Here is a 24,163-nt window from a genome sequence, read left to right as displayed (position 1 = left end):
TTGCATGTATTAGGCACGCCGCCAGCGTTCATCCTGAGCCAGGATCAAACTCTCCAATAAAGTTAGTTTGTCTAGCATCTAAAATAAAAATTGACGTTTCACGTTGTTTGTTTCGTTTAGTTTTCAAAGTTCAATATCGCGTTTCAGCGACTTTTATAATATATCATAGTATATTATTTTCGTCAACAAGTTTTTTCGATAAGTTGTATCTCTCATTTGCTGACTCTGCCTATTATATAGGCTTTCTCTTCCCTATGCAAGTATTATTATAAAAAAATAAAGAGAGGGAAAATCCCCTCTCTTATTCTTCTGAAGAAACCTCTTCACTCGTTTCTTCCTCTTCATCTTTTTGTGCTTTTGCTACCGTCGCTACCTCTTGGTCTTCCTCTAATCGAATTAGACGAACACCTTGTGTATTACGTCCCATTTGAGAGATTTGATCAACTGGCATACGAATAATAACGCCTGCCGCTGTAATTAACATAATATCTTCTTCACCTGTAACAGATTTAACAGCTACTAATTTACCGTTCTTATCTGTAATGTTACAAGTTTTCAGACCTTTACCACCGCGGCTTTGCAGACGGTATTCATCAATCGGTGTACGCTTTCCGTAACCATTTTTCGTTACAATTAGAACATTTACATCCTCTTCGACAATTTCCATACCTACAACTTGGTCTTCATCGCCCAACGTAATAGCTTTAACACCTGCAGCATTACGTCCCATAGAACGAACATCTTGTTCATTGAAACGAATTAGCATACCGTTACTTGTCCCGACAATAATATCCTTATCACCCGATGTTAAACGTACAGATATTACCTCATCCTCTTCACGAAGAGAAATTGCAATTAAACCATTTGTACGTATATTTGCAAATGATGAAAGTGGCGTTCTCTTAGAAACCCCTTGTTTTGTCGTAAAGAATAAGAACTGATCGTCACCAAATTCACGAATCGGAATAATAGCGTTAATCCACTCACCCTTATCTACCCCTAATAGGTTAATAATTGGTAGTCCTTTTGCAGTACGACTATACTCTGGAATTTCATATCCTTTCGTACGGTATACTTTACCCTTGTTTGTAAAGAATAAAATATGATCATGAGTAGACGTTGTTAATAAATGTTCAACAAAGTCATCATCATTCGTACCCATTCCTTGCACACCACGTCCCCCACGGTTCTGTGTTTTGTACGTAGAAGCTGGTAACCTCTTAATATAACCGTTATGAGTTAACGTAATCGCAATGTTTTGTTCAGGAATTAAATCTTCATCTTCAATAAATTCCATACCGCCAATTGTAATTTCTGTTCGTCTCTTATCATTGAAACGCTCTTTTACTTCTGTTAATTCTTCACGAATAATCTCAAGAACTTTTTCTTCATCTGCTAAAATCGCTTTTAATTCAGCAATTAACTTCATTAAGTCTTGATATTCTTGCTCAATTTTTTCACGTTCTAATCCAGTTAAGCGTTGCAGACGCATATCTAAAATCGCTTGCGCTTGTTTCTCACTTAAACCAAAACGTTCCATTAAGCCTTGCTTGGCAATATCTGCCGTTTTTGAACTACGAATTAACGTAATAACTTCATCAAGATGATCTAAAGCAATTCGTAATCCTTCTAAAATATGAGCACGTGCTTCTGCTTTTTCTAATTCATAAGCAGTACGTCTACGAATTACTACCTTCTGATGCTCTAAATAATGATATAGATTTTGTTTTAAATTTAGTACTTGTGGCTCCCCATTTACAAGAGACAACATATTAATACCGAAACTTGTTTGAAGCGCTGTATGTTTATATAGATTGTTTAATAGTACGTTTGCATTAGCATCACGACGTACTTCCATGACAATACGCATACCATTACGATCTGATTCATCACGTAAATCTGTAATACCTTCAATTTTCTTATCGCGAACTAATTCTGCGATTTTTTCAATTAATCGTGCCTTATTAACTTGATAAGGTAGTTCAGTTACGATAATAGATTGTTTACCGTTTGACTTCTCTTCAATTTCAACCTTAGCACGAAGCATAATGGAACCGCGACCTGTTTCATAAGCTCTTCGAATTCCACTTCTTCCTAAAATTAAACCTGCCGTCGGAAAGTCTGGACCGGGAATGTATTCCATTAATTCCGCGATAGTAATATCAGGATTATGACTTAATGCCAGCACACCATCAATTACTTCGCCAAGCTGATGCGGCGGTATATTTGTTGCCATACCAACAGCAATACCTGTTGTACCGTTTACTAATAAATTAGGGAAACGCGCTGGTAGTACTATCGGTTCTCTTTCGGAACCATCATAGTTATCTTGATAATCAATTGTATTTTTTGAAATATCACGTATTAATTCCATAGAAATCTTAGACATTCTTGCCTCTGTATAACGCATTGCAGCTGCTGAATCTCCATCTACAGAACCGAAGTTACCATGCCCATCTACAAGCATATAACGTTGACTAAAATCTTGCGCCATACGTACCATTGTTTCATAAACGGCTGAATCACCATGAGGGTGATACTTACCGATTACTTCACCGACAATACGTGCTGATTTCTTATACGCTTTATCAGCTGTAATTCCTAAATCATTCATCGCATATAAAACCCTACGATGCACAGGTTTTAATCCATCACGAACATCTGGTAATGCACGAGATACGATAACACTCATTGCGTAATCTAAAAATGAGGTACGCATTTCATGACTAATATTAATTTCTCGAATTCGTGCTTGTTGTTGATTGTCTGACATCAACGAGCACCTCCTCTTACATTTCCGTTACACATACATTGATTTATATGTAGAAGACAGGAATACTTAGATTCCTGTCATTACTCATTTAAATATCAAGGTTCTTCACGTATTTTGCATTCTCTTGGATAAAGTTACGACGTGGCTCTACTTTATCTCCCATTAAAATTTCAAATGTTTCGTCTGCTTCAATTGCATCTTGAAGGGAAACTTGAAGTAATGAACGTACTTCTGGATCCATTGTCGTCTCCCATAGCTGAGTTGGATTCATTTCCCCTAGACCTTTATAACGCTGAATCCCTGGCTTAGGTTGGGCCGGTAATTCTGCTAAGATTTTTTCAAGTTCCTTATCGTTGTAAGCATATTGAATTTTTTTACCTTGTTGTATTTTAAACAACGGCGGCTGTGCAATATAGATATAACCACACTCAATTATTTGACGCATATAACGATAGAAGAACGTTAATAATAGGGTACGAATATGTGCACCATCAACATCGGCATCGGTCATAATAATAACCTTATGATAGCGTGCTTTTTCAATATCGAAGTCTCCACCAATATTTGTACCAATCGCCGTAATAATTGTACGAACTTCATCATTTGATAAAATCTTATCTAAGCGTGCCTTTTCCACATTAATAATTTTACCCTTCAGCGGTAAAATTGCTTGGAAATGACGATCGCGTCCTTGTTTTGCAGATCCACCCGCAGAGTCACCCTCTACGATGTAAATTTCACTAATTGCTGGATCTTTCGAAGAGCAATCAGCTAATTTACCAGGTAAACTTGAAACTTCTAACGCACTCTTTCGACGTGTCAATTCACGCGCTTTTTTCGCAGCTACACGTGCACGTGCAGCCATCGTACCTTTTTCTACAATTTTTCGCGCTACATTAGGATTTTCTAGTAAGAACTTTTCAAACGCCTCTGAGAATACAGACTCTGTAATTGTTCTCGCTTCACTATTCCCAAGTTTTGTCTTCGTTTGTCCTTCAAATTGTGGATTTGGATGCTTGATTGATACAATTGCTGTTAAACCTTCACGAACATCCTCACCAGTTAAATTACTGTCCGCATCTTTTAAAATGCTATTTTTACGACCATAGTCGTTGATTACACGAGTTAAAGCTGTTTTAAAACCTACCTCATGTGTACCACCTTCATACGTATGGATGTTATTCGTAAATGAGTAAATATTATTTGTGTATCCCTCGTTATATTGAAGAGAAACCTCAACCTGAATACCATCTTTTGAACCTTCTACGTACACAGGCTCTTCATGAATCGGTTGTTTTGAGCGATTTAAATGCTCAACGTATGATTTAATTCCACCTTCGTAATGGAATTCTTTCTTTTGCTTATGTTCACGTTTATCTTCAATTGTTAATTTAATATTACGATTTAAAAACGCTAATTCACGCATACGAGTTGCTAGCGTATCAAAATCGTATACTGTTGTTTCTTGGAAAATTTCCGGATCTGGTTTAAATCGAGTTATTGTTCCTGTTTGATCTGTGTCACCAATGACTTTTAAATCCGCAACCGGAATACCTCTTTCGTATTTTTGGTAATGGATTTTACCTTCACGATGTACAAATACTTCTAATTCTGTTGATAGAGCATTTACAACCGATGCCCCAACACCATGTAAACCACCAGAAACTTTATAACCGCCACCGCCAAATTTACCACCGGCGTGGAGAACAGTCATAATAACTTCTACAGCTGGACGTCCCATTTTTTCTTGTATACCAACCGGAATACCACGCCCATTATCCGTTACACGAATACTATTATCTTCTTCGATACTAACATTAATTTCATCACAATAACCTGCAAGTGCTTCATCAATACTATTATCTACGATTTCCCACACAAGATGGTGAAGCCCTTTTCCACTTGTAGATCCAATATACATACCAGGGCGTTTCCGAACTGCCTCTAGTCCTTCAAGCACCTGTATCTGACTTTCATCATATGCATTTTCTTGCATTTGCTTTTGTTCCATTGACACAAAGATCACCTACTTTTCCATTTAAACAGGGGTTATTCCCTATCTATTTCACAATCTACAGTGCCGTTCGTTACATGAATTGTTTTCGCTTCTTTTAATGTTTCGTGTTCAATTCCGTCGACACTCGTCGTTGTAACAAATGTTTGCACTTTTCCTTGAATTGTATTTAAAAGATGTGATTGACGATAATCATCTAATTCTGATAAAACATCATCCAACAAAAGGATTGGATATTCTTTAACCTCTGAATAAATCAATTCAATTTCAGCTAATTTTAGGGATAGTGCGGTCGTTCGTTGTTGTCCTTGCGAACCAAAGACTTGAACATTTTTACTATTAACGAAGAATTGTAAATCGTCACGATGAGGACCAATTAAAGTCGTACCACGGAAAATTTCACGTTGTTTCACAGATTGAAAACTTTCATAGTATACTTCTTTTATTTTCGACAAATCCATTGATTCTGATACATCTACACTTGGTTTATAGACAATTTCTAACTCTTCTAATCCACGGCTTATACCTCGATGAATTGGAGCTGCCCATTCCTGTAGCAAATGCAAAAATTCAAAACGTTTTTGCAGTATTTTCGCACCATGCTCAATTAGTTGAAGTGTAAATACATCCAACATCGTTTCCTCATTCTTACTATTCCCTTGCATTTTTTTCAACAAGTGATTTCGTTGCGTGAGCACCTTTTGATATTGACTTAATTCATACAAATATACAGGAGCTATTTGTCCTAATTCCATATCTAAAAAGCGTCTTCTTACTTGAGGGCTTCCTTTTACAAGATTTAAATCTTCTGGGGCAAACATGACAACGTTCATCACGCCAATATATTGACTTAACTTTTGTTGTTCAAGTTGATTTAATTTTGCCTTTTTACCTTTTTTCGAAATATTTAATTCCAAAGACAAAGAACTGTTTCTTTTTTGTAATTTCCCCTTTATTTGACCAAAATCTTCATCCCAGCGGATAAGTTCGCGATCATTAGAGGTTCTATGAGATTTCGCCATCGCTAAAACATAAATAGCTTCCATCAAATTTGTTTTCCCTTGTGCATTTTCGCCGATAATTACATTTACCTTATCTTCAAAGGAAAGCTCTAATTTTTCATAATTGCGATAGTTTTTTAATTGTATTTCTGAAATAAACAAAGGGCTCCCCCTTTATGCCTGAACTTGGAAAGTTCCGCTTCCTGGAATTTCAATAACATCATTCGCATATAGTTTGCGACCTCTTCTATTTTCAAGTTCGTTGTTCACGTACACTTCATATTCTTGTAAAAACCATTTTACAGCGCCACCTGTATCAATTACATCAGCTAACTTTAAAAATTGTCCTAGTGTAATATACTCTGTTGAAATTTTAATACGTTTCATAAAATCGCTCACTTTCTGAAAGTGTTCATTCTTTCATTGTACTAAATAAACTAGCATTAGGAAAGTAATACCCAAAAATCAAATAAGGGCCACTAGCATCTTTAAACTAGCAACCCTTATTCCTTACCTAGTAAGTACGAACCGGTAAAATTAATTGAATAATTGAATCATCATTTACTGTACGAATTAAGAACGGTCTCATTGCCCCAGTAAAGCTAACTTTAATCTCTGTACTATCCAAAGCTTTTAATGCATCCATCATATATTTTGCACTAAAAGATATTTTTAACTCTTCTCCATCTACTTTTTCGCATTGTACTTCTTCGACAACTTTTCCGATTTCTGGTGAATTCGAAGAAATCTCTAGCATTTCTTGCTCTAAAGTTGATAATTTAACAACGTTATTGCGGCCATCTCTTGCTAATAGTGAAGCACGATCAATTGCTTGTAGGAATTCTTTTGTATTTACAAAAATATCCGTTTTACTCTCTGCTGGAATTAAACGTGTCGTATCAGGATAATTTCCTTCTAACAATCTTGAGAAGAATAATAAATGTTTTGTACGGAATAATACTTGATACTCCGTAATAACGATATCTACCATTTCTTCAGACTCATCTAAAATTTTACTTAATTCATTTAAGCTCTTACCTGGAATAACAACATTAGCTTGGAATTCATCTGCAATGTTATGTCCTTCAATTTTTGCTTTTCGAAGTGCCAGTCTATGACTATCTGTTGCAATACAAGTTAACTCGCTGTTATATACCTTCCAGTTTACACCTGTCAAGATCGGTCTTGTTTCAGAAGTAGAAACTGCAAATACAGTTTGTCTGATCATATGCTTAAGTAAATCTGTTGGTATCTTAAATACATGATGTTCTTCAATCTGTGGCAATAACGGATATTCTGCAGAATCTAAACCATTTAAGTTAAACTCTGATTTTCCAGATTTTATTTTTGTCATAAAATGATTTTCTACAGAAATTTCGACAGTGTCTTTAGGTAGTTTTTTTACAATCTCACTAAAATATTTTGCCTGTAAAACAATGCTTCCTGATTGAGCAATTTCTACGATTTCTTTTCCATCTTCTTCGACTGGAATAAACGATTCAATAGAAATATCAGCATCGCTTCCTGTTAATGTAACCCCTTCTTCAGTAGCTACAACTTTAATTCCCGTAAGGATGGGGATTGTTGTACGAGAAGAAACTGCCTTCATTACATCTTGTACACCTCTTACAAGATAGTCTTTTTGTATTGTAAAACGCATAAAGAAAAACCTCCGGTAAGTATAAGATTTTATTTAATTAATAAAGATAAAAAAATAGTAGTAATAGTAATAGGGCTTGTGGATATGTGGATAACCCCTATAAAGGATGTAAAAACAGTCTATCTACATGTGGATAGACTGTGCGTAAAACAAGGTAAGTTATTCACACTATTCAGCTACTACTTTAAAATACCATTAATTTCTTCAACTTGCTTTTGTAATTGCGTATCGGTTTTTAGTAGTTTAGAGATTTTTTCATGGGCATGGATAACTGTTGTATGATCACGTCCACCAAATTCTTCACCTATTTTTGGTAAAGAGGAATCTGTAAGCTCGCGCGATAAATACATTGCAATTTGGCGAGGAAACGCAACTGATTTGGTACGTTTTTTCGCTTTAAAATCTTCTAATTTCACTTGATAAACATCCCCGACAGCTTTTTGAATATCATAAATAGAGATAATTTTTGGCTTAGAATTTGGAATAATATCTTTAAGTGCTTCAGCTGCTAAATCAGCATTAATATCTTTATTAATTAAAGATGAATAAGCTACAACTCGGATAAGTGCACCTTCTAATTCACGAATATTTGAATCAATTTGATTTGCGATATAAAGCATAACTTCATTTGGTATATCAAGCCCTTCAGCTTTTGCTTTTTTGCGTAAAATCGCAATTCGTGTCTCTAAATCTGGCGGCGTAATATCTGTAATAAGCCCCCATTCAAAGCGGGAACGAAGACGATCTTCTAAAGTCGGAATTTCTTTTGGTGGTCGATCACTAGAAATTACAATTTGTTTACTTTCTTCGTGTAATGCATTAAATGTATGGAAAAACTCTTCTTGAGTTTGTTCTTTTCCAGCAAGAAATTGAATATCATCTATCAATAAAACATCTACGTTGCGATATTTATTACGAAAATCAACAGCCTTATTATCACGAATAGAGTTAATAAATTCATTTGTAAATTTTTCTGATGATAAATATACAACTTTTGCATTTGGATTATGTTCAATTACATAATGACCAATTGCGTGCATTAAATGCGTCTTTCCAAGCCCAACTCCCCCGTAAATAAAGAGTGGGTTATACGCTTTAGCTGGCGCCTCGGCTACAGCTAATGAAGCTGCATGGGCAAAACGGTTACCAGAGCCGATAACAAATGTATCAAATGTATATTTTGGATTTAACATGCTCTGTGGTAAATGAGCTGAATCATCTTGTGCTGGATTCGGCTTAACTGGAGGCAGATCAATATCCTCTTCAGCTTGACTTTGAGGAATAATAAAGCGAATTGCTAATTTTGCCCCTGTTAAATCGTATAGTGTTTCTGAAATTAGTTCGGAGTAATGAGATTCTAGCCAGTCACGAGCAAATTCATTTGGAGCTGTAATCGTTAATACGTCTTTCTTCAAGTTATGAGCCGTTGTTGATTTTAACCATGTCTCATAACTAGGCTTGCTTACCTTTTTTTCTAATTCTTTTAAGGCACTATTCCATAAATCAGAGATATTTTCCAAAGGTGTCCCTCCTTTACTAAGATGGTAAAAGAATAAGGTTGCGCAACAAATGTACAACCCAATAAATATAAAATGTATATTTATACGAAACGTATTTTAAAACCTAAAAACGTCGTTTGTATATGAGATAGGGTTTTCGACAAAAAAAGCAAATGTGGACAACTATTTACCCACATGTGATTAAAACTGTCCACATGTTATACACAAACTGTGGATAAAATAAAGGTGTGGAAAACTTATTCAAAGTGAAAACACAACTATAATATCAAAAAAAAGTGGCTATAGCAATGAATTTAAGAAAGTTATCCACAAAATCAATACCTTGTGGAATAAACTTGTCCACAACACGATATACTGTGTAAAAGTGTGAAAAAAGTTTGTGGATATAAAAAACGTGAAAAAACATTTATCCACAAGGAAATATAGGTGCTGTGTAAAAGTATGTGAATAGGTTCAAAATGAATATTTGATGAAAATTTCTAGAACCATTGACATTTTCCTAGTTGATTAACTATAATTTATAGGACTGTCTTTAACAGATATTCCTCAGGGAGGTGTCATATAATGAAAAGAACTTACCAACCAAATAAACGTAAGCGCAGCAAAGTACATGGTTTCCGCAGCCGTATGAGCACAGCGAACGGACGTAAAGTGCTAGCAGCTCGTCGTCGTAAAGGAAGAAAAGTATTATCTGCGTAGACCACTGATCGTTCAGTGGTCTTTTTTTCTAATAATAGTGAATTTCCGCTGATGAAATACAGGAGTGTCAATTGATATGAAGAAAAAACATCGTATAAAGAAGAATGATGAATTCCAGGCGGTTTTTCAAAAAGGAAAATCAAATGCGAATCGTCAGTTTGTTGTATACCAATTAGATAAAGAAGAACAGCCAAACTTTCGCATCGGCCTTTCTGTTAGCAAGAAAATTGGAAATGCAGTAGTTCGTAATCGAATTAAGCGCATGGTCCGTCAGGCTATTACAGAGTTAAAAGATGAGATAGATTCTGGGAAAGATTTTGTTATAATAGCAAGGAAGCCTTGTGCAGAGATGACATATGAAGAAGTAAAGAAAAGCTTAATTCATGTCTTTAAACGCTCTGGTATGAAAAGAATAAAAAAGTAGCGTAAGGAAATGAATTACACTATATACATACCGATACAAGGAGGAGTAGGCTTTGAAAAAGAAATTAGGTTTACTAGCCATGGTCGTTGCATTAATGGCGATTGCCACCGGTTGTAGTGAAACGGGTCAGCCGATTACATCGAAAAGTACTGGGATTTGGAATGAATATTTCGTATATCCGCTTTCTCAGTTAATCACGTATTTTGCCGACTTATTTAACAGTAATTACGGTTTAGCAATTGTTATTACAACTCTTATCATTCGTTTTGCATTATTACCACTAATGATTAAACAAACGAAGAGTACGAAAGCGATGCAAGCGTTACAACCGGAAATGGTGAAGTTAAAAGAGAAATATAGCTCTAAAGATCAAGCGACACAGCAAAAACTGCAGCAAGAAATGATGCAGTTATATCAAAAAAATGGTGTAAATCCATTAGCTGGTTGTTTACCAATCTTTATTCAAATGCCAATTCTGTTCGCTTTTTATCATGCAATTATGAGAACAGCTGAAATTAAACAACATAGTTTCTTATGGTTCGATTTAGGACATGCAGACCCGTTCTATATCTTACCGGTCGTTGCAGCAATTACGACATTTATTCAGCAAAAGCTTGCAATGGCAGGAACAGCTGGTCAAAATCCGCAAATGGCAATGATGCTTTGGCTTATGCCGATTATGATTTTAATCTTTGCAATTAACTTCCCAGCCGCATTATCACTTTACTGGGTTGTTGGTAATATCTTTGGTATTGCTCAAATGTACTTTATCAAAGGGCCAGAAATTAAGGCTAGCAAAGCTGGAGGCTCAAGCAAGTGAGTGTAATTACTGCTAAAGGACAAACAGTCGAGCTGGCAGTAGAGGATGCTTTAAGGCAATTAGATACATCAAAAGATCGAGTAGATATAAATATTGTCGATGAGGGTAAAAGAGGATTCTTAGGTTTATTTGGGAATCGTCCTGCAGTAGTAGAAGTTGTATTGAAGAAAGATCCAATTCAAGAATGTGAAGAATATTTAAGAAATGTTATTCACGATATGGGTGTGGAAGTTGAGATTAGTAAAATTGTAAAAGGACGCGAAATTGAATTTACAATTTCTGGTGATAATGTAAGTGTTTTAATTGGGAAAAGAGGTAATACATTGAACTCTTTACAGTATTTAACAAAACTTGTCGCGAATCGTAACACGAAGCAGTATATCGGTATTACACTAGATGCTGAAAATTATCGTAGTAAAAGAAAAAGTACGTTAGAATCACTTTCTTATCGATTAGCGAAACAAGTATTTAATACGAAAAAAAGAGTTATTTTAGAACCGATGCCATCTTTTGAACGAAAAATTATTCATCAGGCATTATCAAATCATCAAGGTATCAATACAACTTCTGAAGGAAATGAACCACATCGGCATGTTGTAATATCTCCTAAATGACCGGTTGCTCAAATGAGTGCCGGTTTTTTTGAGCGGAAAATAGATGTGGATAACTAAAAAACACTAAACTTATCCACTGTGAATAAGTTTAGTGTTTTTTACATGGGGATATAATAAAATGAGTTATTCTTCTTTTGTAGATAGGTTCGTTATGGTATCCTAATAATTTAGTGAAAGAAATAATCATGTTGAAATAGAGATAAATAAGCAAGTGAGGTGAAAGGACATGGAATTTGATACAATTGCTGCGATTTCCACAGCGCTTGGAGAGGGTGCAATTGCCATTGTTCGAGTAAGTGGGGATGATGCGGTTGAGAAAGTTAATCGTATTTTTAAGGGGAAGGATTTAACAGAGGTTCCTTCTCACACTATTCATTATGGTCATATTGTTGATTTAGATACAAATCAAGTTATTGAAGAAGTTATGGTGTCTATTATGCGCGCACCAAGGACTTTTACACGTGAAAATATAGTGGAAATTAACTGTCACGGTGGACTTGTTTCAGTAAATAAAGTATTGCAACTTATTCTAGCACAAGGAGTACGATTGGCAGAACCGGGCGAATTTACAAAACGTGCTTTTTTAAATGGACGTATCGATTTATCACAAGCAGAAGCTGTTATGGATTTGATTCGAGCAAAAACAGATCGTGCGATGAATGTAGCAATTAATCAAATGGAAGGGCGATTATCTAAATTAATTGGTCTTTTGCGTCAAGAAATATTAGAAACATTAGCTCATGTTGAGGTAAATATAGATTATCCAGAATACGATGATGTAGAAGAGATGACACATAATATTTTAATTGAGAAAGCGACGCATGTTCGTTCGGAAATCGAAAAAATATTAGAAACATCAAAACAAGGGAAAATTTTACGTGAGGGTATTGCTACAGCAATTATCGGTAGACCCAACGTTGGGAAATCATCGTTATTAAATAGTCTTGTTCAGGAGAAAAAGGCAATTGTAACTGATATTGCAGGAACAACTCGTGATGTTATTGAAGAGTACGTTAACGTGCGTGGTGTACCTCTTAAACTTATAGATACAGCCGGTATTCGGGAGACAGAAGATGTTGTTGAACGAATTGGTGTGGAACGTTCAAAAGAAATGATGAGCCAAGCGGATTTAGTATTAGTTGTTGTCAACTATAGCGAGGCTTTAACAAATGAGGATGAAGATCTATTCCGTGCGGTACAAGGAAAAGACTTTATTGTTATTGTGAATAAGACTGATTTACCGCAAGCGATTGATATGGAACGTGTTACAGAGTTAGCCGCGGGAAATCGTGTTATTACAACATCCTTAATTGAGGAACAAGGAATAGATGAACTCGAAAAGGCAATAGCTGATTTATTCTTTGAAGGAACAATCGATTCTGCAGATATGACATATGTTTCTAATGCGAGACATATTGGATTATTAACACAAGCAGGAAAAACAATCGGTGATGCAGTTGAGGCGATTGAAAATGGTGTACCAATTGATATGGTACAAATTGATTTAACAAGAACGTGGGAAATACTTGGTGAAATTACTGGGGACACAGTGCATGAAAGCTTAATTGACCAGTTGTTCTCTCAGTTTTGTTTAGGAAAATAATATAGTGAAGTTGTAGAAAGATAGAGATTATTAGGAGGAATAAACAATGGGATACAATGCCGGTTCATACGATGTCATAGTAATCGGTGCAGGTCATGCAGGATGTGAAGCTGGTCTTGCGGCAGCACGAATGGGCTCAAAAACATTAATGTTAACAATTAACTTGGATATGGTAGCATTCATGCCATGTAACCCTTCTGTTGGTGGACCAGCAAAAGGGATTGTTGTTCGTGAAATTGATGCATTAGGCGGAGAAATGGGACGTAATATTGATAAAACTCATATTCAAATGCGTATGCTAAATACAGGTAAGGGACCAGCCGTACGTGCACTTCGAGCGCAAGCTGATAAATTCTCTTACCAACATGAATTAAAGAAAACAATTGAAGAAACACCAAACTTAACGTTGTTCCAAGGAATGGTAGAGCGTTTAATCGTTGAAGAAGGTGTATGTAAAGGGGTAGTTACACAAGCTGGTGCAGAATATACAGCAAAAACAGTTGTAATTACAACTGGAACATTTTTACGCGGCGAGATTATCATGGGCGACTTAAAATATTCAAGTGGTCCAAATAACCAGCAACCGTCTATTACATTATCTGAGCATTTAGAGGAGCTTGGATTTGATCTTGTGAGATTTAAAACAGGGACACCTCCTCGTGTAAACAGTAATACAATTGACTACAGTAAAACAGAAATTCAACCAGGTGATGATAAGCCACGTGCATTCTCTTTTGAAACAACGAAATTTATTATGGATCAAATTCCATGTTGGTTGACATATACAAGTACAGAAACACACCGTTTAATAGATGAAAATTTACATCGTTCAGCTATGTATTCTGGTATGATTAAAGGAACAGGTCCTAGATACTGTCCTTCTATTGAAGACAAAGTAGTAAGATTTAATGATAAACCACGTCATCAAATTTTCTTAGAGCCAGAAGGGCGTAATACACAAGAAGTATATGTACAAGGTTTATCCACAAGCTTACCAGAAGATGTACAACGTGACATGCTTAGAACAATTCCAGGCCTAGAAAATGTTGAAATGATGCGTACAGGTTATGCAATTGAATATGATGCAATTGTGCCAACACAACTATGGCCAACACTTGAAACGAAAAAGATTAAAAATTTATATACAGCAGGACAAATTAATGGAACTTCTGGTTACGAAGAGGCGGCCGGACAAGGGCTTATGGCTGGAATTAATGCAGCATGCCGTTCTTTAGGTAAAGAAGAAGTTGTTTTAGGTCGCGAGGATGCTTATATTGGCGTCTTAATTGATGATCTTGTAACGAAAGGTACAAATGAACCATATCGTTTATTAACGTCTCGTGCAGAATACCGTCTATTATTACGCCACGATAATGCTGATCTTCGTTTAACTGAAGTTGGTCGTAAAATTGGATTAATTAAAGAAGAGCGCTATGAGCGATTTACAAATAAAAAATTACAAATTGAACAGGAAAAGGAACGTTTAAGCAGCATTATTATTAAACCACGTCCTGAAGTTCAAGAATTAATTCGCAATATTGGCGGAAGTGAATTGAAAGATGGAATACGTGCAAGTGACTTATTACGTCGTCCAGAGATGACATATGAGCATATTCATCTTTTAGTACCAAGTGAAGTAGAATTAAGTGATGAAGTTAAAGAACAAGTTGAAATTCAGATTAAGTATGAAGGATATATTGAAAAATCTTTACAGCAAGTAGAGCGTATGAAGAAAATGGAGAATAAAAAAATCCCTGTAGATATTGATTATGATGCGATTTCTAGCATTGCTTCAGAAGCTAGACAGAAATTGAAAGATGTTCGTCCACTTTCAATGGGGCAGGCTTCACGTATTTCTGGCGTAAATCCAGCGGATATTTCCATTTTACTTGTGTATATAGAACAAGGAAAAATTGCACGCGTATCGAACCAATAAATAGTAAGGAGATATTGCTAGATGAACATAGAACAATTTCAATCTATGCTAGAAGAGAAGGGAATCACCCTCTCTTCTAGACAGTTAGAGCAGTTCAAAATCTACTTTGAAACATTAGTAGAGTGGAATGAAAAAATGAACTTAACGGCTATTACAGAAAAAGAAGAAGTATATTTAAAACACTTTTTTGATTCCATTACAGCTGCTTTTTATTATGATTTTTCAAAACCATTCTCAATTTGCGATGTTGGTGCAGGGGCTGGATTCCCAAGTATTCCTTTAAAAATTTGTTTCCCGCATTTAAAAGTAACAATTGTAGATTCGTTGCAAAAACGTATTAATTTCTTAAATCACTTAGCACAAAAGTTAGAATTAAGTGATGTTGCATTTTGTCACGATCGTGCTGAAACGTTTGGGAAAAAAGAAGGTGTACGTGAATCATACGATATTGTAATGGCACGTGCAGTTGCGCGTCTTTCTGTATTAAGTGAGCTATGTTTACCGCTTGTAAAAGTTGGAGGAACATTCATTGCAATGAAAGGTGCAGCAGCAAACGAAGAAATTGAAAATGGCAAGTATGCTTTAGAGGTGCTAGGCGGAGAGTTAAAAGAGATGTCTACGTTCCAATTACCGTTTGAAGAGAGTGAACGTAATATTTTATTAATCGAGAAAAAGCGCAAGACACCAAAGAAATATCCACGCAAACCGGGAACACCCAATAAATTACCTATTGAAAAATAAATCTTATTAGACGTAAGATTAAATTATATAAATGAAAACGTAAATGTTTCATAGGAAACATTTTATGGAGAATAGTCAATAGGCCTAAAAGGTGGTGGAATATGTATGAAAAATACGTTTTCTCGTTTATTTGGCTTTGGAGATAAAGAGAGCGAATTCGAATTACAAGACGAAAGCCATGAAGAGATAGATAAAAAGGTATATGAAGAAATACAAGAAATTCCGATAGTAAATATTACCCCTAACCGTTATCAACCAAGAACAGTTTTTGATGATGCGCGTATTGATGAGCTAGCATTAACAATTCGTACACATGGACTTATTCAGCCGATTGTTGTAAGGCAATATGAGGATGATAAGTACGAGATTATTGCTGGAGAAAGACGTTTTCGCGCGGCAACAAAGTTAGGTTGGGAAAAGGTTCCTGCAATTATAAAGAACTTAAATGATACAGAGACAGCTTCTGTAGCTTTAATTGAAAACTTGCAACGTGAGGAACTAACGGCAATCGAGGAAGCTGTGGCATATCAAAAGCTGATTGAGTTACATAATTTAACACAAGAAGCATTGGCACAACGACTTGGAAAAGGACAATCTACAATCGCAAATAAGTTGCGATTGTTAAAGTTGCCTGAAGAAATAAAAAGTGCATTATTAGAAAAAAGCATTACAGAACGTCATGCCCGCGCTCTCATTCCTTTAAAAAATGAGGAATTACAACTGAAAGTTTTACAGGAAATTGTGGAGAAACAACTAAATGTAAAGCAAACAGAAGAACGAATTGCGAAGTTACTAGAGGAAGCGAAACCGAAGCGTAAGGCAAAGCAAAAAGCAGTAAGTCGAGATACGAGGATTGCTATGAATACAATTAGACAATCTTTACAAATGGTTACTGAAAGTGGTTTGAATGTTAATTCTGAGGAAGAAGAATTTGATGAGTACTATCAAATTACAATTAAAATTCCAAAGAAAAAATAATAATGACGTGCTAGAGACCTTATCCTATTGGAGAGGTCTCTTTTACTATATTTTCTTGTTAAATGAAGAAGGAGTTTAGAAATAAATTTTGAAGTTTAATAAAGGACGTAAAAGAAAAAGTTTTATTTCATGTTACAATAAACGTAATTGTTACTAGAATAAGATAGAAAGGTTGAAAGTAGGTGACATCATGGGAAAAATCATTGCTATTGCTAATCAAAAAGGCGGTGTTGGAAAAACAACAACATCTGTTAATTTAGGGGCTGGATTGGCGCAAGTAGGTAAAAAAGTCCTTCTTGTAGATATTGATGCTCAAGGAAATGCAACGACTGGTGTGGGAATTGAAAAATCTGAATTAGATCAATGTATTTACAACGTTCTTGTGGAAGATGCAGATGTTCAAGGGGTTATACAGAAAACCGCAACTGAAAACTTAGATGTTCTACCCGCTACAATTCAATTAGCTGGTGCTGAAATTGAATTGGTACCGACTATTTCCCGGGAAGTACGTTTGCAAAGAGCATTACAGCCAGTTCGTGATGAATATGACTATATTATTATCGACTGTCCCCCATCTTTAGGGTTATTAACGATTAATGCATTAACAGCAGCAGATTCTGTTATTATTCCTGTACAGTGTGAATATTACGCACTAGAAGGGTTAAGTCAGCTATTAAATACAGTTCGACTTGTACAAAAACATTTAAATAAAAATTTAGCAATTCAAGGTGTATTGTTAACAATGTTGGATGCCCGTACAAATTTAGGAATCCAAGTTATAGATGAAGTGAAAAAGTATTTTAGGGATAAAGTATATCGCTCGATTATTCCGCGTAATGTACGCTTGAGCGAGGCTCCAAGTCATGGGAAACCTATTATGCAGTATGACGCTAAATCAAGAGGAGCAGAAGTATATATAGATTTAGCAGAGGAAGTGATTGCAGGTGGCTAAAGGATTAGGAAGAGGAATTAATGTGTTTTTTCCTGATTTAGATGTGAAAGAAGAGGAAACAATTCAGGAGATTCTTGTAACTGAATTAAGGCCGAATCCATATCAACCGCGTAAACACTTTAATAAAGAGGCGATTCAGGAATTAGCAATTTCGATTAAGGAACACGGTATTCTACAACCATTAATTGCTAGGAAGAGCATTAAAGGATATGAAATTGTTGCAGGTGAAAGACGATTTCGTGCTGCGAAAGAGGCTGGTTTAGAAAAAGTACCTGCGGTTGTAAGACAATTAAATGAACAGCAAATGATGGAATTTGCTTTGTTAGAAAACTTACAACGAGAAGATTTAAATCCTATGGAAGAGGCAATGGCATACCAGATGTTAATGAATGAGCTAAATGTAACGCAAGAACAATTAGCGAAACGTCTTGGTAAAAGCAGACCTTACATTGCAAATTATACTAGGTTATTAAGCCTACCTTCTTTCGTACAAGATATGATTGCAAATGGTCAACTTTCAATGGCTCATGGGAGAACTTTACTTACGATAAAAGATGAAGAACAATTGAAGTCCTTATTGAAACGCATTGAAAAAGAAGGATTAAATGTTCGTCAATTAGAGAAAATCGTCCAAGAGATTAATCAACACGTTTCACGTGAAACAAAAAAAGTGAAAAAAGAGCGAAATATATTTTTCGTAGAACGTGAAACGTTCTTAAGAGAAAAGTTTGGCACAGATGTGAAAATTAAAGAGACGAAAAAAGAAAAAGGTAAAATCGAAATTGAATTTTTTAATAAAGAAGATTTAAATCGTATTTTAGAACTATTAGCACAGAAAAATTAAAAAGCAAACCATCTTATTATTTATAGATGGTTTGCTTTTTTTAATGCGGATAATTTTTGATCCGTCTCTTTTATACTTTGTGCGATTACATCAGCCATTTTCATGACTAAACTTAATCTTGTATTTTGAAGAACGAAAAACTCCATAAACCCATTTAGATTGACGATACCGTGTATGTGCAAATCACCAACTGCAGGTAATTTCTTATTCATAGCAGCTCCAGGTTTACTAGGTCCCTTTCCAGTAGTGATTGATCCGATATTTTGGGACTTTCCTAAACATGCATCAACAGCAATTATAAATGCAGTAGGATATTCTTTCTGTATATTCTGAATTTTCTCTTCTAAATTTAGCGCATGTACTGGCTCATCTAGTGTACCGAATACTTGGAGGTTTTGGATGTCTATTTGTTCAAGTTTTGTACCAACTAATGGGCCGAGTGCGTCACCCGTAGAGCGATCTGTGCCGATACAAACGAGAATGAGTGGTATATTAGTTTTAATAGGAATATGGGTAAGTAAGAAATTACTGATTATCTCGGAGGCTTCTAGATCTTGGTGCATAACGTTTTGAGTTTCTTTCTCAAAAAATGGTAAGCGAAAACTTCCAATATTCATGAAGCACCCATCCTTTTAATAAATTTTCAATATATGTTATATGGTGAGGAAAATGGAAAGTTATAAGTGCGTAATTTTTGCAAAATGTGAATGAAAACGGAAATAATAGTACTAGTATATATATATTCGTTCCATTTTATACCTGGATGTCGGGGATAAAATAGGATTAAAATCATAAAATTTTTTCAGCAATTAGGGGACTTCTGATACAATAATAAGGGTAACTAAAAAGAAATTTTAGCTAGAGAGGTAGAGGTACATGGATTTATTAGCGAAGTGGTTTAATTCTATGAAACAGTATTTATTAGATGCTGATCGTTGGGCTCATATTGGAGTTGCGACATTAAAAATATGTATTATTTTAACAATTGGTGCAGTTGTTGTGCGAATTGCAAGAGCGGTTGTACGAAATGCGTTTCGCATGGGAAGTCGTTCTCCAATTCAAATTTCAGAACGTCGTACAGTTACAGTAGCGAAATTACTTGAAAATATTGTAGCGTACGTTGTTATGTTCATTATGCTAATTGCGATTTTAGGTGTGTTTGATATTAATGCATCAGGTTTATTAGCGGGTGCTGGGGTAATTGGTTTAGCAGTCGGATTTGGTGCTCAAAGTTTAGTGAAAGATGTTATTACAGGTTTATTTATTTTGTTAGAAGATCAGTTTTCGGTTGGCGATTATGTTAAAATCGGTCAATTTGAAGGAGTCGTTTTAGAAATTGGACTTCGTACAACGAAAGTAAAGAGTTGGACAGGTGAAATTCATACTTTACCAAATGGAAGTATTGTTCAAGTTACTAACTACTCAGTTAGTAATAGTGTAGCGTTTGTTGATGTATCTATTTCATATGAGGCTGATATTGCGAAAGCAGAGCAAGTTATTGAAGATTTATTAGTAGAATTACCTTCAAAGTACGAAAAAATGGTAACAACACCTCAATTATTAGGTGTGCAAACATTAGCTGCATCAGAAGTTATATTACGTGTTATTGCTGAAGTAGAACCGATGCAACATGCAGTTATTGCAAGGGCACTTCGTAAAGAGATTAAAAATCGTCTTGATTTACATGGAATTGAAATTCCATATCCACGTATGGTTTTATATAATCGTGAAGAATTAGTTAGTGGAAAAGCAATTTAGTATGGAGAGGAGTTTGGAGAGTGGAGCAAAAGGAATATAACTTGTATGATGTTGTGGAAATGAAGAAAGCCCATCCATGTGGCGAGAATCGTTGGAAAATTATTCGTATGGGAATGGATATCCGCATTAAGTGCGAGGGGTGTGACCATTCAGTAATGATTCCTCGAAGAGAGTTTGATCGTAAGGTGAAAAAAATACTTGTGAAGCACGAAGAATAGAGGGAGAGTAACAGTTACAGTAGGTAACTGTTACTTTTTTTCGTTTGGCGGAAACTTGTCATTTTTTTCGTTACTATCTATAATGATGAAAGATTGAGACATAGGAGTGAAAAATATGGGATTAACGGCTGGGATTGTTGGATTACCTAACGTAGGGAAGTCCACTTTATTTAATGCAATTACACAAGCAGGAGCAGAATCTGCGAACTATCCATTCTGTACAATTGATCCAAACGTAGGGATTGTAGAAGTACCAGATGAGCGTTTAAATAAATTAACGGAATTAGTAGAACCGAAAAAGACTGTTCCGACTGTATTCGAGTTTACTGATATTGCAGGTATTGTAAAAGGTGCTAGTAAAGGTGAAGGTTTAGGAAATAAATTCTTATCTCACATTCGTCAAGTAGATGCAATTTGCCAAGTTGTTCGTTGTTTTGAAGACGAAAATATTACGCACGTTTCAGGGAAAGTAGATCCAATTGATGATATTGAAACAATCAATTTAGAGCTAATTTTAGCGGACTTAGAGTCTGTTGATAAGCGTATCGAGCGTGTTGCGAAATTAGCAAGACAAAAAGATAAAGAAGCGGTATATGAGCATGAAATTTTAGTTCGTTTAAAAGAAGCTTTTGAAGAGGGAAAACCAGCTCGTACTGTTGAATTTACAGAAGAGCAGATGAAGGTTGTTAAAGGCCTTCATTTACTTACAACAAAAGAAATGTTATACGTAGCGAATGTAAGTGAAGACGATGTTATCGATCCTTCGGAAAATAAATACGTACAAATGGTAAAAGAATTTGCAGCAAATGAAAATTCTCAAGTAATCGTTGTATGTGCAAAAATCGAATCAGAAATCGCTGAATTAGACGAAGAAGAGAAAAAAGTATTCCTTGAAGAATTAGGAATTGAAGAGTCTGGTTTAGATCAATTAATTCGTGCAGCATATGACCTATTAGGACTTGCTACTTACTTTACAGCTGGCGTTCAAGAAGTACGTGCTTGGACATTTAAACAAGGAATGAAGGCACCGCAATGTGCTGGTGTTATTCATACAGACTTTGAGCGTGGATTTATTCGTGCAGAAACAGTTTCTTACGATGACTTAATGACAAACGGTTCTATGACAGCTGCAAAAGAAGCTGGAAAAGTACGTTTAGAAGGAAAAGAATATATCGTAAAAGACGGAGATGTTATGCACTTCCGTTTTAACGTTTAATTTAATATTTCCTAGGAAAAATAAAGATATGAGCTTGGCAAATATATTATATGTTTGCCAAGTTTTTTATGTATTGGTGAGTTGATTCATATAACTTACTATGATATAATCTAAACTCGTGAGTAATTACTATAAATTAATTGCTCCTTGCCCATTACGGGCCGTTTAGACCAAAAGGAGGTGAAAGTGTAATGAGAAAGTACGAAATTATGTACATCATTCGTCCTGGCGTTGAAGAAGAAGCTCAAAAAGCTTTAGTTGAACGTTTTGCAGGTGTTTTAACAAACAATGGTGCAGAAATCATTAACACGAAAGAGTGGGGTAAGCGTCGTTTAGCTTACGAAATCAACGACTTACGTGAAGGTTTCTACATGATCTTAAACGTGAAATCTAACGCAGAAGCGATTAACGAATTCGACCGTTTAGCTAAGATCAACGAAGACATCCTTCGTCATATCGTTGTTAAAGAAGAAGAAAAATAATTGATATATAAGGGAGAGTGGTTCGATTGATGAATCGTGTTATCCTCGTTGGTCGTTTAACTAAGGACCCTGACTTACGTTACACGCCCAATGGTGTTGCAGTAGCTACTTTTACGTTAGCTGTGAATCGCGCATTTGCCAATCAACAAGGTGAGCGTGAAGCTGACTTTATTAATTGTGTAATATGGCGTAAACAAGCAGAAAACGTAGCAAATTATTTGAAAAAAGGTAGCTTAGCAGGCGTAGATGGACGTCTTCAAACTCGTAATTACGAGGGACAAGATGGTAAACGTGTATACGTAACAGAAGTTCTTGCGGAAAGCGTGCAATTTTTAGAGCCGCGTAATGGCGGTGGGGAGCAACGTGGTTCATTTAATCAGCAACCATCAGGAGCTGGTTTCGGTAACCAAGGCTCTAACCCATTTGGTCAATCTAGTAATTCAGGTAACCAAGGTAACTCTGGATTTACGAAGAATGACGATCCATTTTCAAATGTAGGTCAACCGATCGACATTTCCGACGACGATTTACCGTTCTAATACAGTAAATTTGTTAGTTTTAACAAAGAATGGAGGGAAATAGACATGGCAGGACGCAAAGGTGGACGTGCGAAACGTCGTAAGGTGTGTTTCTTCACAGCTAACGGCATCACTCGCATTGACTATAAAGATGTTGATTTATTAAAACGTTTCGTTTCTGAGCGTGGTAAAATTTTACCTCGTCGTGTAACAGGAACAAGCGCGAAATACCAACGCAAACTTACAGTTGCAATTAAACGTGCTCGTCAAATGGCACTTTTACCATATGTTGGTGAATAATAGCGTATGAAATGCACAGTAGAGTCGGACTCTACTGTGCATTTTGCTATGCTTTTCTTTTTGAAAGAGAGGTTAAAATGTGAAACAAGCAAGATTTATTACTGAAGGTGCCGCGTTGTTGGCTATATATGCAATGTTATTGCTTATATCTATGTATGTTCCGATTTTGGGTACAGTTGTAACTTTTGCGTTGCCGTTACCATTTATACTATTAATGATAAGACATAAACTATCTAATGTGCTCGTGGTTTTTGTAGCGGCACTTTTTGTTACTGTTATTGTGAGTCAACCGATGAATTTAGTGAAGACAATTATGTTTGGATTGATAGGGATTGTTTTAGGATATATGTATAAAACAAGAAAAAAGCCAGTGGAAATCTTAATAGCTGGGACGCTTGCATACTTAATTGGTTTTGTACTTATTTATGTTGCGAGTATAAAGTTTTTCAACATAGATATAATGAAGCAAATGCAAAGTATATTTAGTGAAAGTATGGCGAAAAGCGAAAAGATAGTAAGTGCTACAGGTATGCCGATTAGTAAGGAACAAAAAGAGTTACTTGCACAAATGAACGATATATTACAATCGTTACTTCCGAGTATACTTGTGCTAGTTTCAGTATGTTTTTCTTGGATTACAGTGATAATATCAGGTAGTGTTTTGAAAAAGTTAAAACATGACGTTATATCTTGGCCTAAATTTAAAGATATACAATTACCAAAGAGTATCATTTGGTATTACGTTATATTTATTTTGTTAGCAACTTTTATAAAAGTAGAACCAACATCATATTTACATATGGTATTTTCTAACCTAAATGTCATATTTGCACTATTGCTTGTACTGCAAGGTCTGACATTTATCGCCTTTTTAGCGTATAGAAAAGGTTTTACTAAAGGGGTTCCTATTATTAGTTTTATTGCATGCATGTTTATTCCGATGCTGTTTCCTCTTGTGACAATCTTAGGTATAATTGACTTAGGGATTTCATTGCGTTCTAAAATAGGGGGATAAAATAATATTCCTTATACTATTTTAATCTGTTTAACTAACTGGAAGGTGAGTTAGTTTTACTTTATAGGAGTTGTATA

At 35.5% G+C, this 24,163-nt stretch carries 24 protein-coding genes and 1 rRNA gene; 17 read left to right on the top strand and 8 right to left on the bottom strand.

The genetic code is table 11. The features are described 5' to 3' along the window. The 7 genes from ES895_RS26490 to dnaA all read right to left on the bottom strand — a co-directional run. Positions 1–60: ribosomal RNA gene (locus ES895_RS26490) — 16S ribosomal RNA — on the bottom strand; the annotation flags it as partial. A 241-nt stretch (positions 61–301) separates the two neighbouring features. Continuing rightward, the gene (gene gyrA / locus ES895_RS26485) at positions 302–2,773 is read right to left on the bottom strand and encodes a DNA gyrase subunit A (protein WP_001282864.1); all 2,472 of its coding nucleotides are present in this window, start codon (positions 2,771–2,773) and stop codon (positions 302–304) included. Between the two features lie 88 nt (positions 2,774–2,861). Then, a complete protein-coding gene (gyrB, locus tag ES895_RS26480; protein ID WP_000435982.1) occupies positions 2,862–4,784 on the bottom strand; it encodes a DNA topoisomerase (ATP-hydrolyzing) subunit B in 1,923 nt (640 codons plus the stop codon). Positions 4,785–4,822: 38 nt separating this feature from the next. Further along, a complete protein-coding gene (gene recF, locus ES895_RS26475; protein ID WP_000470745.1) occupies positions 4,823–5,950 on the bottom strand; it encodes a DNA replication/repair protein RecF in 1,128 nt (375 codons plus the stop codon). Between the two features lie 12 nt (positions 5,951–5,962). After that, positions 5,963–6,175 (bottom strand): S4 domain-containing protein YaaA, encoded by a 213-nt coding sequence (gene yaaA, locus ES895_RS26470; protein WP_000821364.1) that lies wholly within the window; start codon positions 6,173–6,175, stop codon positions 5,963–5,965. Between the two features lie 127 nt (positions 6,176–6,302). After that, positions 6,303–7,448, bottom strand: coding sequence for a DNA polymerase III subunit beta (dnaN, locus tag ES895_RS26465; RefSeq protein WP_001212884.1), 1,146 nt, complete (start codon positions 7,446–7,448; stop codon positions 6,303–6,305). A 179-nt stretch (positions 7,449–7,627) separates the two neighbouring features. Beyond that, a complete protein-coding gene (gene dnaA / locus ES895_RS26460) occupies positions 7,628–8,968 on the bottom strand; it encodes a chromosomal replication initiator protein DnaA (protein WP_000428017.1) in 1,341 nt (446 codons plus the stop codon). Positions 8,969–9,532: 564 nt separating this feature from the next. Here dnaA and rpmH point away from each other — a divergent pair. The 10 genes from rpmH to spo0J all read left to right on the top strand — a co-directional run bounded on the left by rpmH (position 9,533) and on the right by spo0J (position 18,579). Further along, entirely contained in the window at positions 9,533–9,667 is a 135-nt protein-coding gene (gene rpmH / locus ES895_RS26455; protein WP_000831901.1) for a 50S ribosomal protein L34, read from the top strand. Positions 9,668–9,743: 76 nt separating this feature from the next. Then, positions 9,744–10,091, top strand: coding sequence for a ribonuclease P protein component (gene rnpA, locus ES895_RS26450; RefSeq protein ID WP_000726621.1), 348 nt, complete (start codon positions 9,744–9,746; stop codon positions 10,089–10,091). A 52-nt stretch (positions 10,092–10,143) separates the two neighbouring features. Continuing rightward, positions 10,144–10,911, top strand: a complete 768-nt coding sequence (gene spoIIIJ, locus ES895_RS26445; RefSeq protein WP_000727737.1) for a YidC family membrane integrase SpoIIIJ — start codon at positions 10,144–10,146, stop codon at positions 10,909–10,911. Then, the gene (jag, locus tag ES895_RS26440) at positions 10,908–11,525 is read left to right on the top strand and encodes an RNA-binding cell elongation regulator Jag/EloR (RefSeq protein ID WP_135238767.1); all 618 of its coding nucleotides are present in this window, start codon (positions 10,908–10,910) and stop codon (positions 11,523–11,525) included. The genes spoIIIJ and jag overlap by 4 nt, the downstream gene beginning before the upstream one ends. Positions 11,526–11,751: 226 nt before the next feature. After that, complete coding sequence (gene mnmE / locus ES895_RS26435; RefSeq protein ID WP_000393769.1) at positions 11,752–13,128, top strand: tRNA uridine-5-carboxymethylaminomethyl(34) synthesis GTPase MnmE; 1,377 nt, start codon at positions 11,752–11,754, stop codon at positions 13,126–13,128. Between the two features lie 46 nt (positions 13,129–13,174). Then, positions 13,175–15,064 carry a tRNA uridine-5-carboxymethylaminomethyl(34) synthesis enzyme MnmG gene (gene mnmG / locus ES895_RS26430; RefSeq protein ID WP_000541055.1) on the top strand — a complete coding sequence of 630 codons (1,890 nt, stop codon included), beginning with the start codon at positions 13,175–13,177 and terminating at the stop codon, positions 15,062–15,064. A 21-nt stretch (positions 15,065–15,085) separates the two neighbouring features. After that, on the top strand, positions 15,086–15,805 hold the full coding sequence (gene rsmG, locus ES895_RS26425; protein WP_001019628.1) for a 16S rRNA (guanine(527)-N(7))-methyltransferase RsmG: 720 nt from the start codon (positions 15,086–15,088) through the stop codon (positions 15,803–15,805). 105 nt (positions 15,806–15,910) lie between these two features. After that, complete coding sequence (gene noc / locus ES895_RS26420) at positions 15,911–16,783, top strand: nucleoid occlusion protein (RefSeq protein WP_000799016.1); 873 nt, start codon at positions 15,911–15,913, stop codon at positions 16,781–16,783. 190 nt (positions 16,784–16,973) lie between these two features. Next, positions 16,974–17,735, top strand: a complete 762-nt coding sequence (gene soj, locus ES895_RS26415; protein ID WP_000516114.1) for a sporulation initiation inhibitor protein Soj — start codon at positions 16,974–16,976, stop codon at positions 17,733–17,735. Beyond that, a complete protein-coding gene (gene spo0J / locus ES895_RS26410) occupies positions 17,728–18,579 on the top strand; it encodes a stage 0 sporulation protein Spo0J (protein ID WP_001051829.1) in 852 nt (283 codons plus the stop codon). The genes soj and spo0J overlap by 8 nt, the downstream gene beginning before the upstream one ends. A gap of 20 nt (positions 18,580–18,599) precedes the next feature. Here spo0J and yyaC read toward each other — a convergent pair whose 3' ends face one another. Next, a complete protein-coding gene (gene yyaC, locus ES895_RS26405) occupies positions 18,600–19,196 on the bottom strand; it encodes a spore protease YyaC (protein WP_001020715.1) in 597 nt (198 codons plus the stop codon). A 259-nt stretch (positions 19,197–19,455) separates the two neighbouring features. Here yyaC and ES895_RS26400 point away from each other — a divergent pair, with 259 nt between their 5' ends. The 7 genes from ES895_RS26400 to ES895_RS26370 all read left to right on the top strand — a co-directional run bounded on the left by ES895_RS26400 (position 19,456) and on the right by ES895_RS26370 (position 24,086). Continuing rightward, complete coding sequence (locus ES895_RS26400) at positions 19,456–20,337, top strand: mechanosensitive ion channel family protein (protein ID WP_000364815.1); 882 nt, start codon at positions 19,456–19,458, stop codon at positions 20,335–20,337. Positions 20,338–20,357: 20 nt separating this feature from the next. Next, positions 20,358–20,555, top strand: coding sequence for a DUF951 domain-containing protein (locus ES895_RS26395; protein ID WP_000435485.1), 198 nt, complete (start codon positions 20,358–20,360; stop codon positions 20,553–20,555). A 115-nt stretch (positions 20,556–20,670) separates the two neighbouring features. Continuing rightward, positions 20,671–21,771 carry a redox-regulated ATPase YchF gene (ychF, locus tag ES895_RS26390; protein WP_000524672.1) on the top strand — a complete coding sequence of 367 codons (1,101 nt, stop codon included), beginning with the start codon at positions 20,671–20,673 and terminating at the stop codon, positions 21,769–21,771. Between the two features lie 191 nt (positions 21,772–21,962). Continuing rightward, positions 21,963–22,253: a 30S ribosomal protein S6 gene (rpsF, locus tag ES895_RS26385; RefSeq protein WP_001233778.1), complete on the top strand. Its 291-nt coding sequence runs from the start codon at positions 21,963–21,965 to the stop codon at positions 22,251–22,253. Positions 22,254–22,279: 26 nt separating this feature from the next. Further along, complete coding sequence (gene ssb / locus ES895_RS26380) at positions 22,280–22,792, top strand: single-stranded DNA-binding protein (RefSeq protein WP_000981966.1); 513 nt, start codon at positions 22,280–22,282, stop codon at positions 22,790–22,792. Between the two features lie 45 nt (positions 22,793–22,837). After that, complete coding sequence (gene rpsR, locus ES895_RS26375; protein WP_000918873.1) at positions 22,838–23,071, top strand: 30S ribosomal protein S18; 234 nt, start codon at positions 22,838–22,840, stop codon at positions 23,069–23,071. 79 nt (positions 23,072–23,150) lie between these two features. Further along, positions 23,151–24,086, top strand: coding sequence for a YybS family protein (locus tag ES895_RS26370; protein ID WP_000806422.1), 936 nt, complete (start codon positions 23,151–23,153; stop codon positions 24,084–24,086). The last annotated feature ends 77 nt before the right edge of the window (positions 24,087–24,163 follow it).

The organism is Bacillus sp. 007/AIA-02/001, from assembly GCF_004634455.1.
Taxonomy (GTDB): domain Bacteria; phylum Bacillota; class Bacilli; order Bacillales; family Bacillaceae_G; genus Bacillus_A; species Bacillus_A cereus.
The sequence above is the reverse complement of the archived record's forward strand: the minus strand, read 5'-3'. Positions and strand labels throughout refer to the sequence as shown.

Excerpts from the sequence above, each read along its gene's own strand:
- gyrA (WP_001282864.1), bottom strand. The coding sequence starts at position 2,773 with ATGTCAGACAATCAACAACAAGCACGAATTCGAGAAATTAATATTAGT.
- gyrB (WP_000435982.1), bottom strand. The coding sequence starts at position 4,784 with ATGGAACAAAAGCAAATGCAAGAAAATGCATATGATGAAAGTCAGATA.
- yaaA (WP_000821364.1), bottom strand. The coding sequence starts at position 6,175 with ATGAAACGTATTAAAATTTCAACAGAGTATATTACACTAGGACAATTT.
- dnaN (WP_001212884.1), bottom strand. The coding sequence starts at position 7,448 with ATGCGTTTTACAATACAAAAAGACTATCTTGTAAGAGGTGTACAAGAT.
- rpmH (WP_000831901.1), top strand. The coding sequence starts at position 9,533 with ATGAAAAGAACTTACCAACCAAATAAACGTAAGCGCAGCAAAGTACAT.
- rnpA (WP_000726621.1), top strand. The coding sequence starts at position 9,744 with ATGAAGAAAAAACATCGTATAAAGAAGAATGATGAATTCCAGGCGGTT.
- mnmE (WP_000393769.1), top strand. The coding sequence starts at position 11,752 with ATGGAATTTGATACAATTGCTGCGATTTCCACAGCGCTTGGAGAGGGT.
- mnmG (WP_000541055.1), top strand. The coding sequence starts at position 13,175 with ATGGGATACAATGCCGGTTCATACGATGTCATAGTAATCGGTGCAGGT.
- rsmG (WP_001019628.1), top strand. The coding sequence starts at position 15,086 with ATGAACATAGAACAATTTCAATCTATGCTAGAAGAGAAGGGAATCACC.
- noc (WP_000799016.1), top strand. The coding sequence starts at position 15,911 with ATGAAAAATACGTTTTCTCGTTTATTTGGCTTTGGAGATAAAGAGAGC.
- soj (WP_000516114.1), top strand. The coding sequence starts at position 16,974 with ATGGGAAAAATCATTGCTATTGCTAATCAAAAAGGCGGTGTTGGAAAA.
- yyaC (WP_001020715.1), bottom strand. The coding sequence starts at position 19,196 with ATGAATATTGGAAGTTTTCGCTTACCATTTTTTGAGAAAGAAACTCAA.
- ES895_RS26400 (WP_000364815.1), top strand. The coding sequence starts at position 19,456 with ATGGATTTATTAGCGAAGTGGTTTAATTCTATGAAACAGTATTTATTA.
- ychF (WP_000524672.1), top strand. The coding sequence starts at position 20,671 with ATGGGATTAACGGCTGGGATTGTTGGATTACCTAACGTAGGGAAGTCC.
- rpsF (WP_001233778.1), top strand. The coding sequence starts at position 21,963 with ATGAGAAAGTACGAAATTATGTACATCATTCGTCCTGGCGTTGAAGAA.
- rpsR (WP_000918873.1), top strand. The coding sequence starts at position 22,838 with ATGGCAGGACGCAAAGGTGGACGTGCGAAACGTCGTAAGGTGTGTTTC.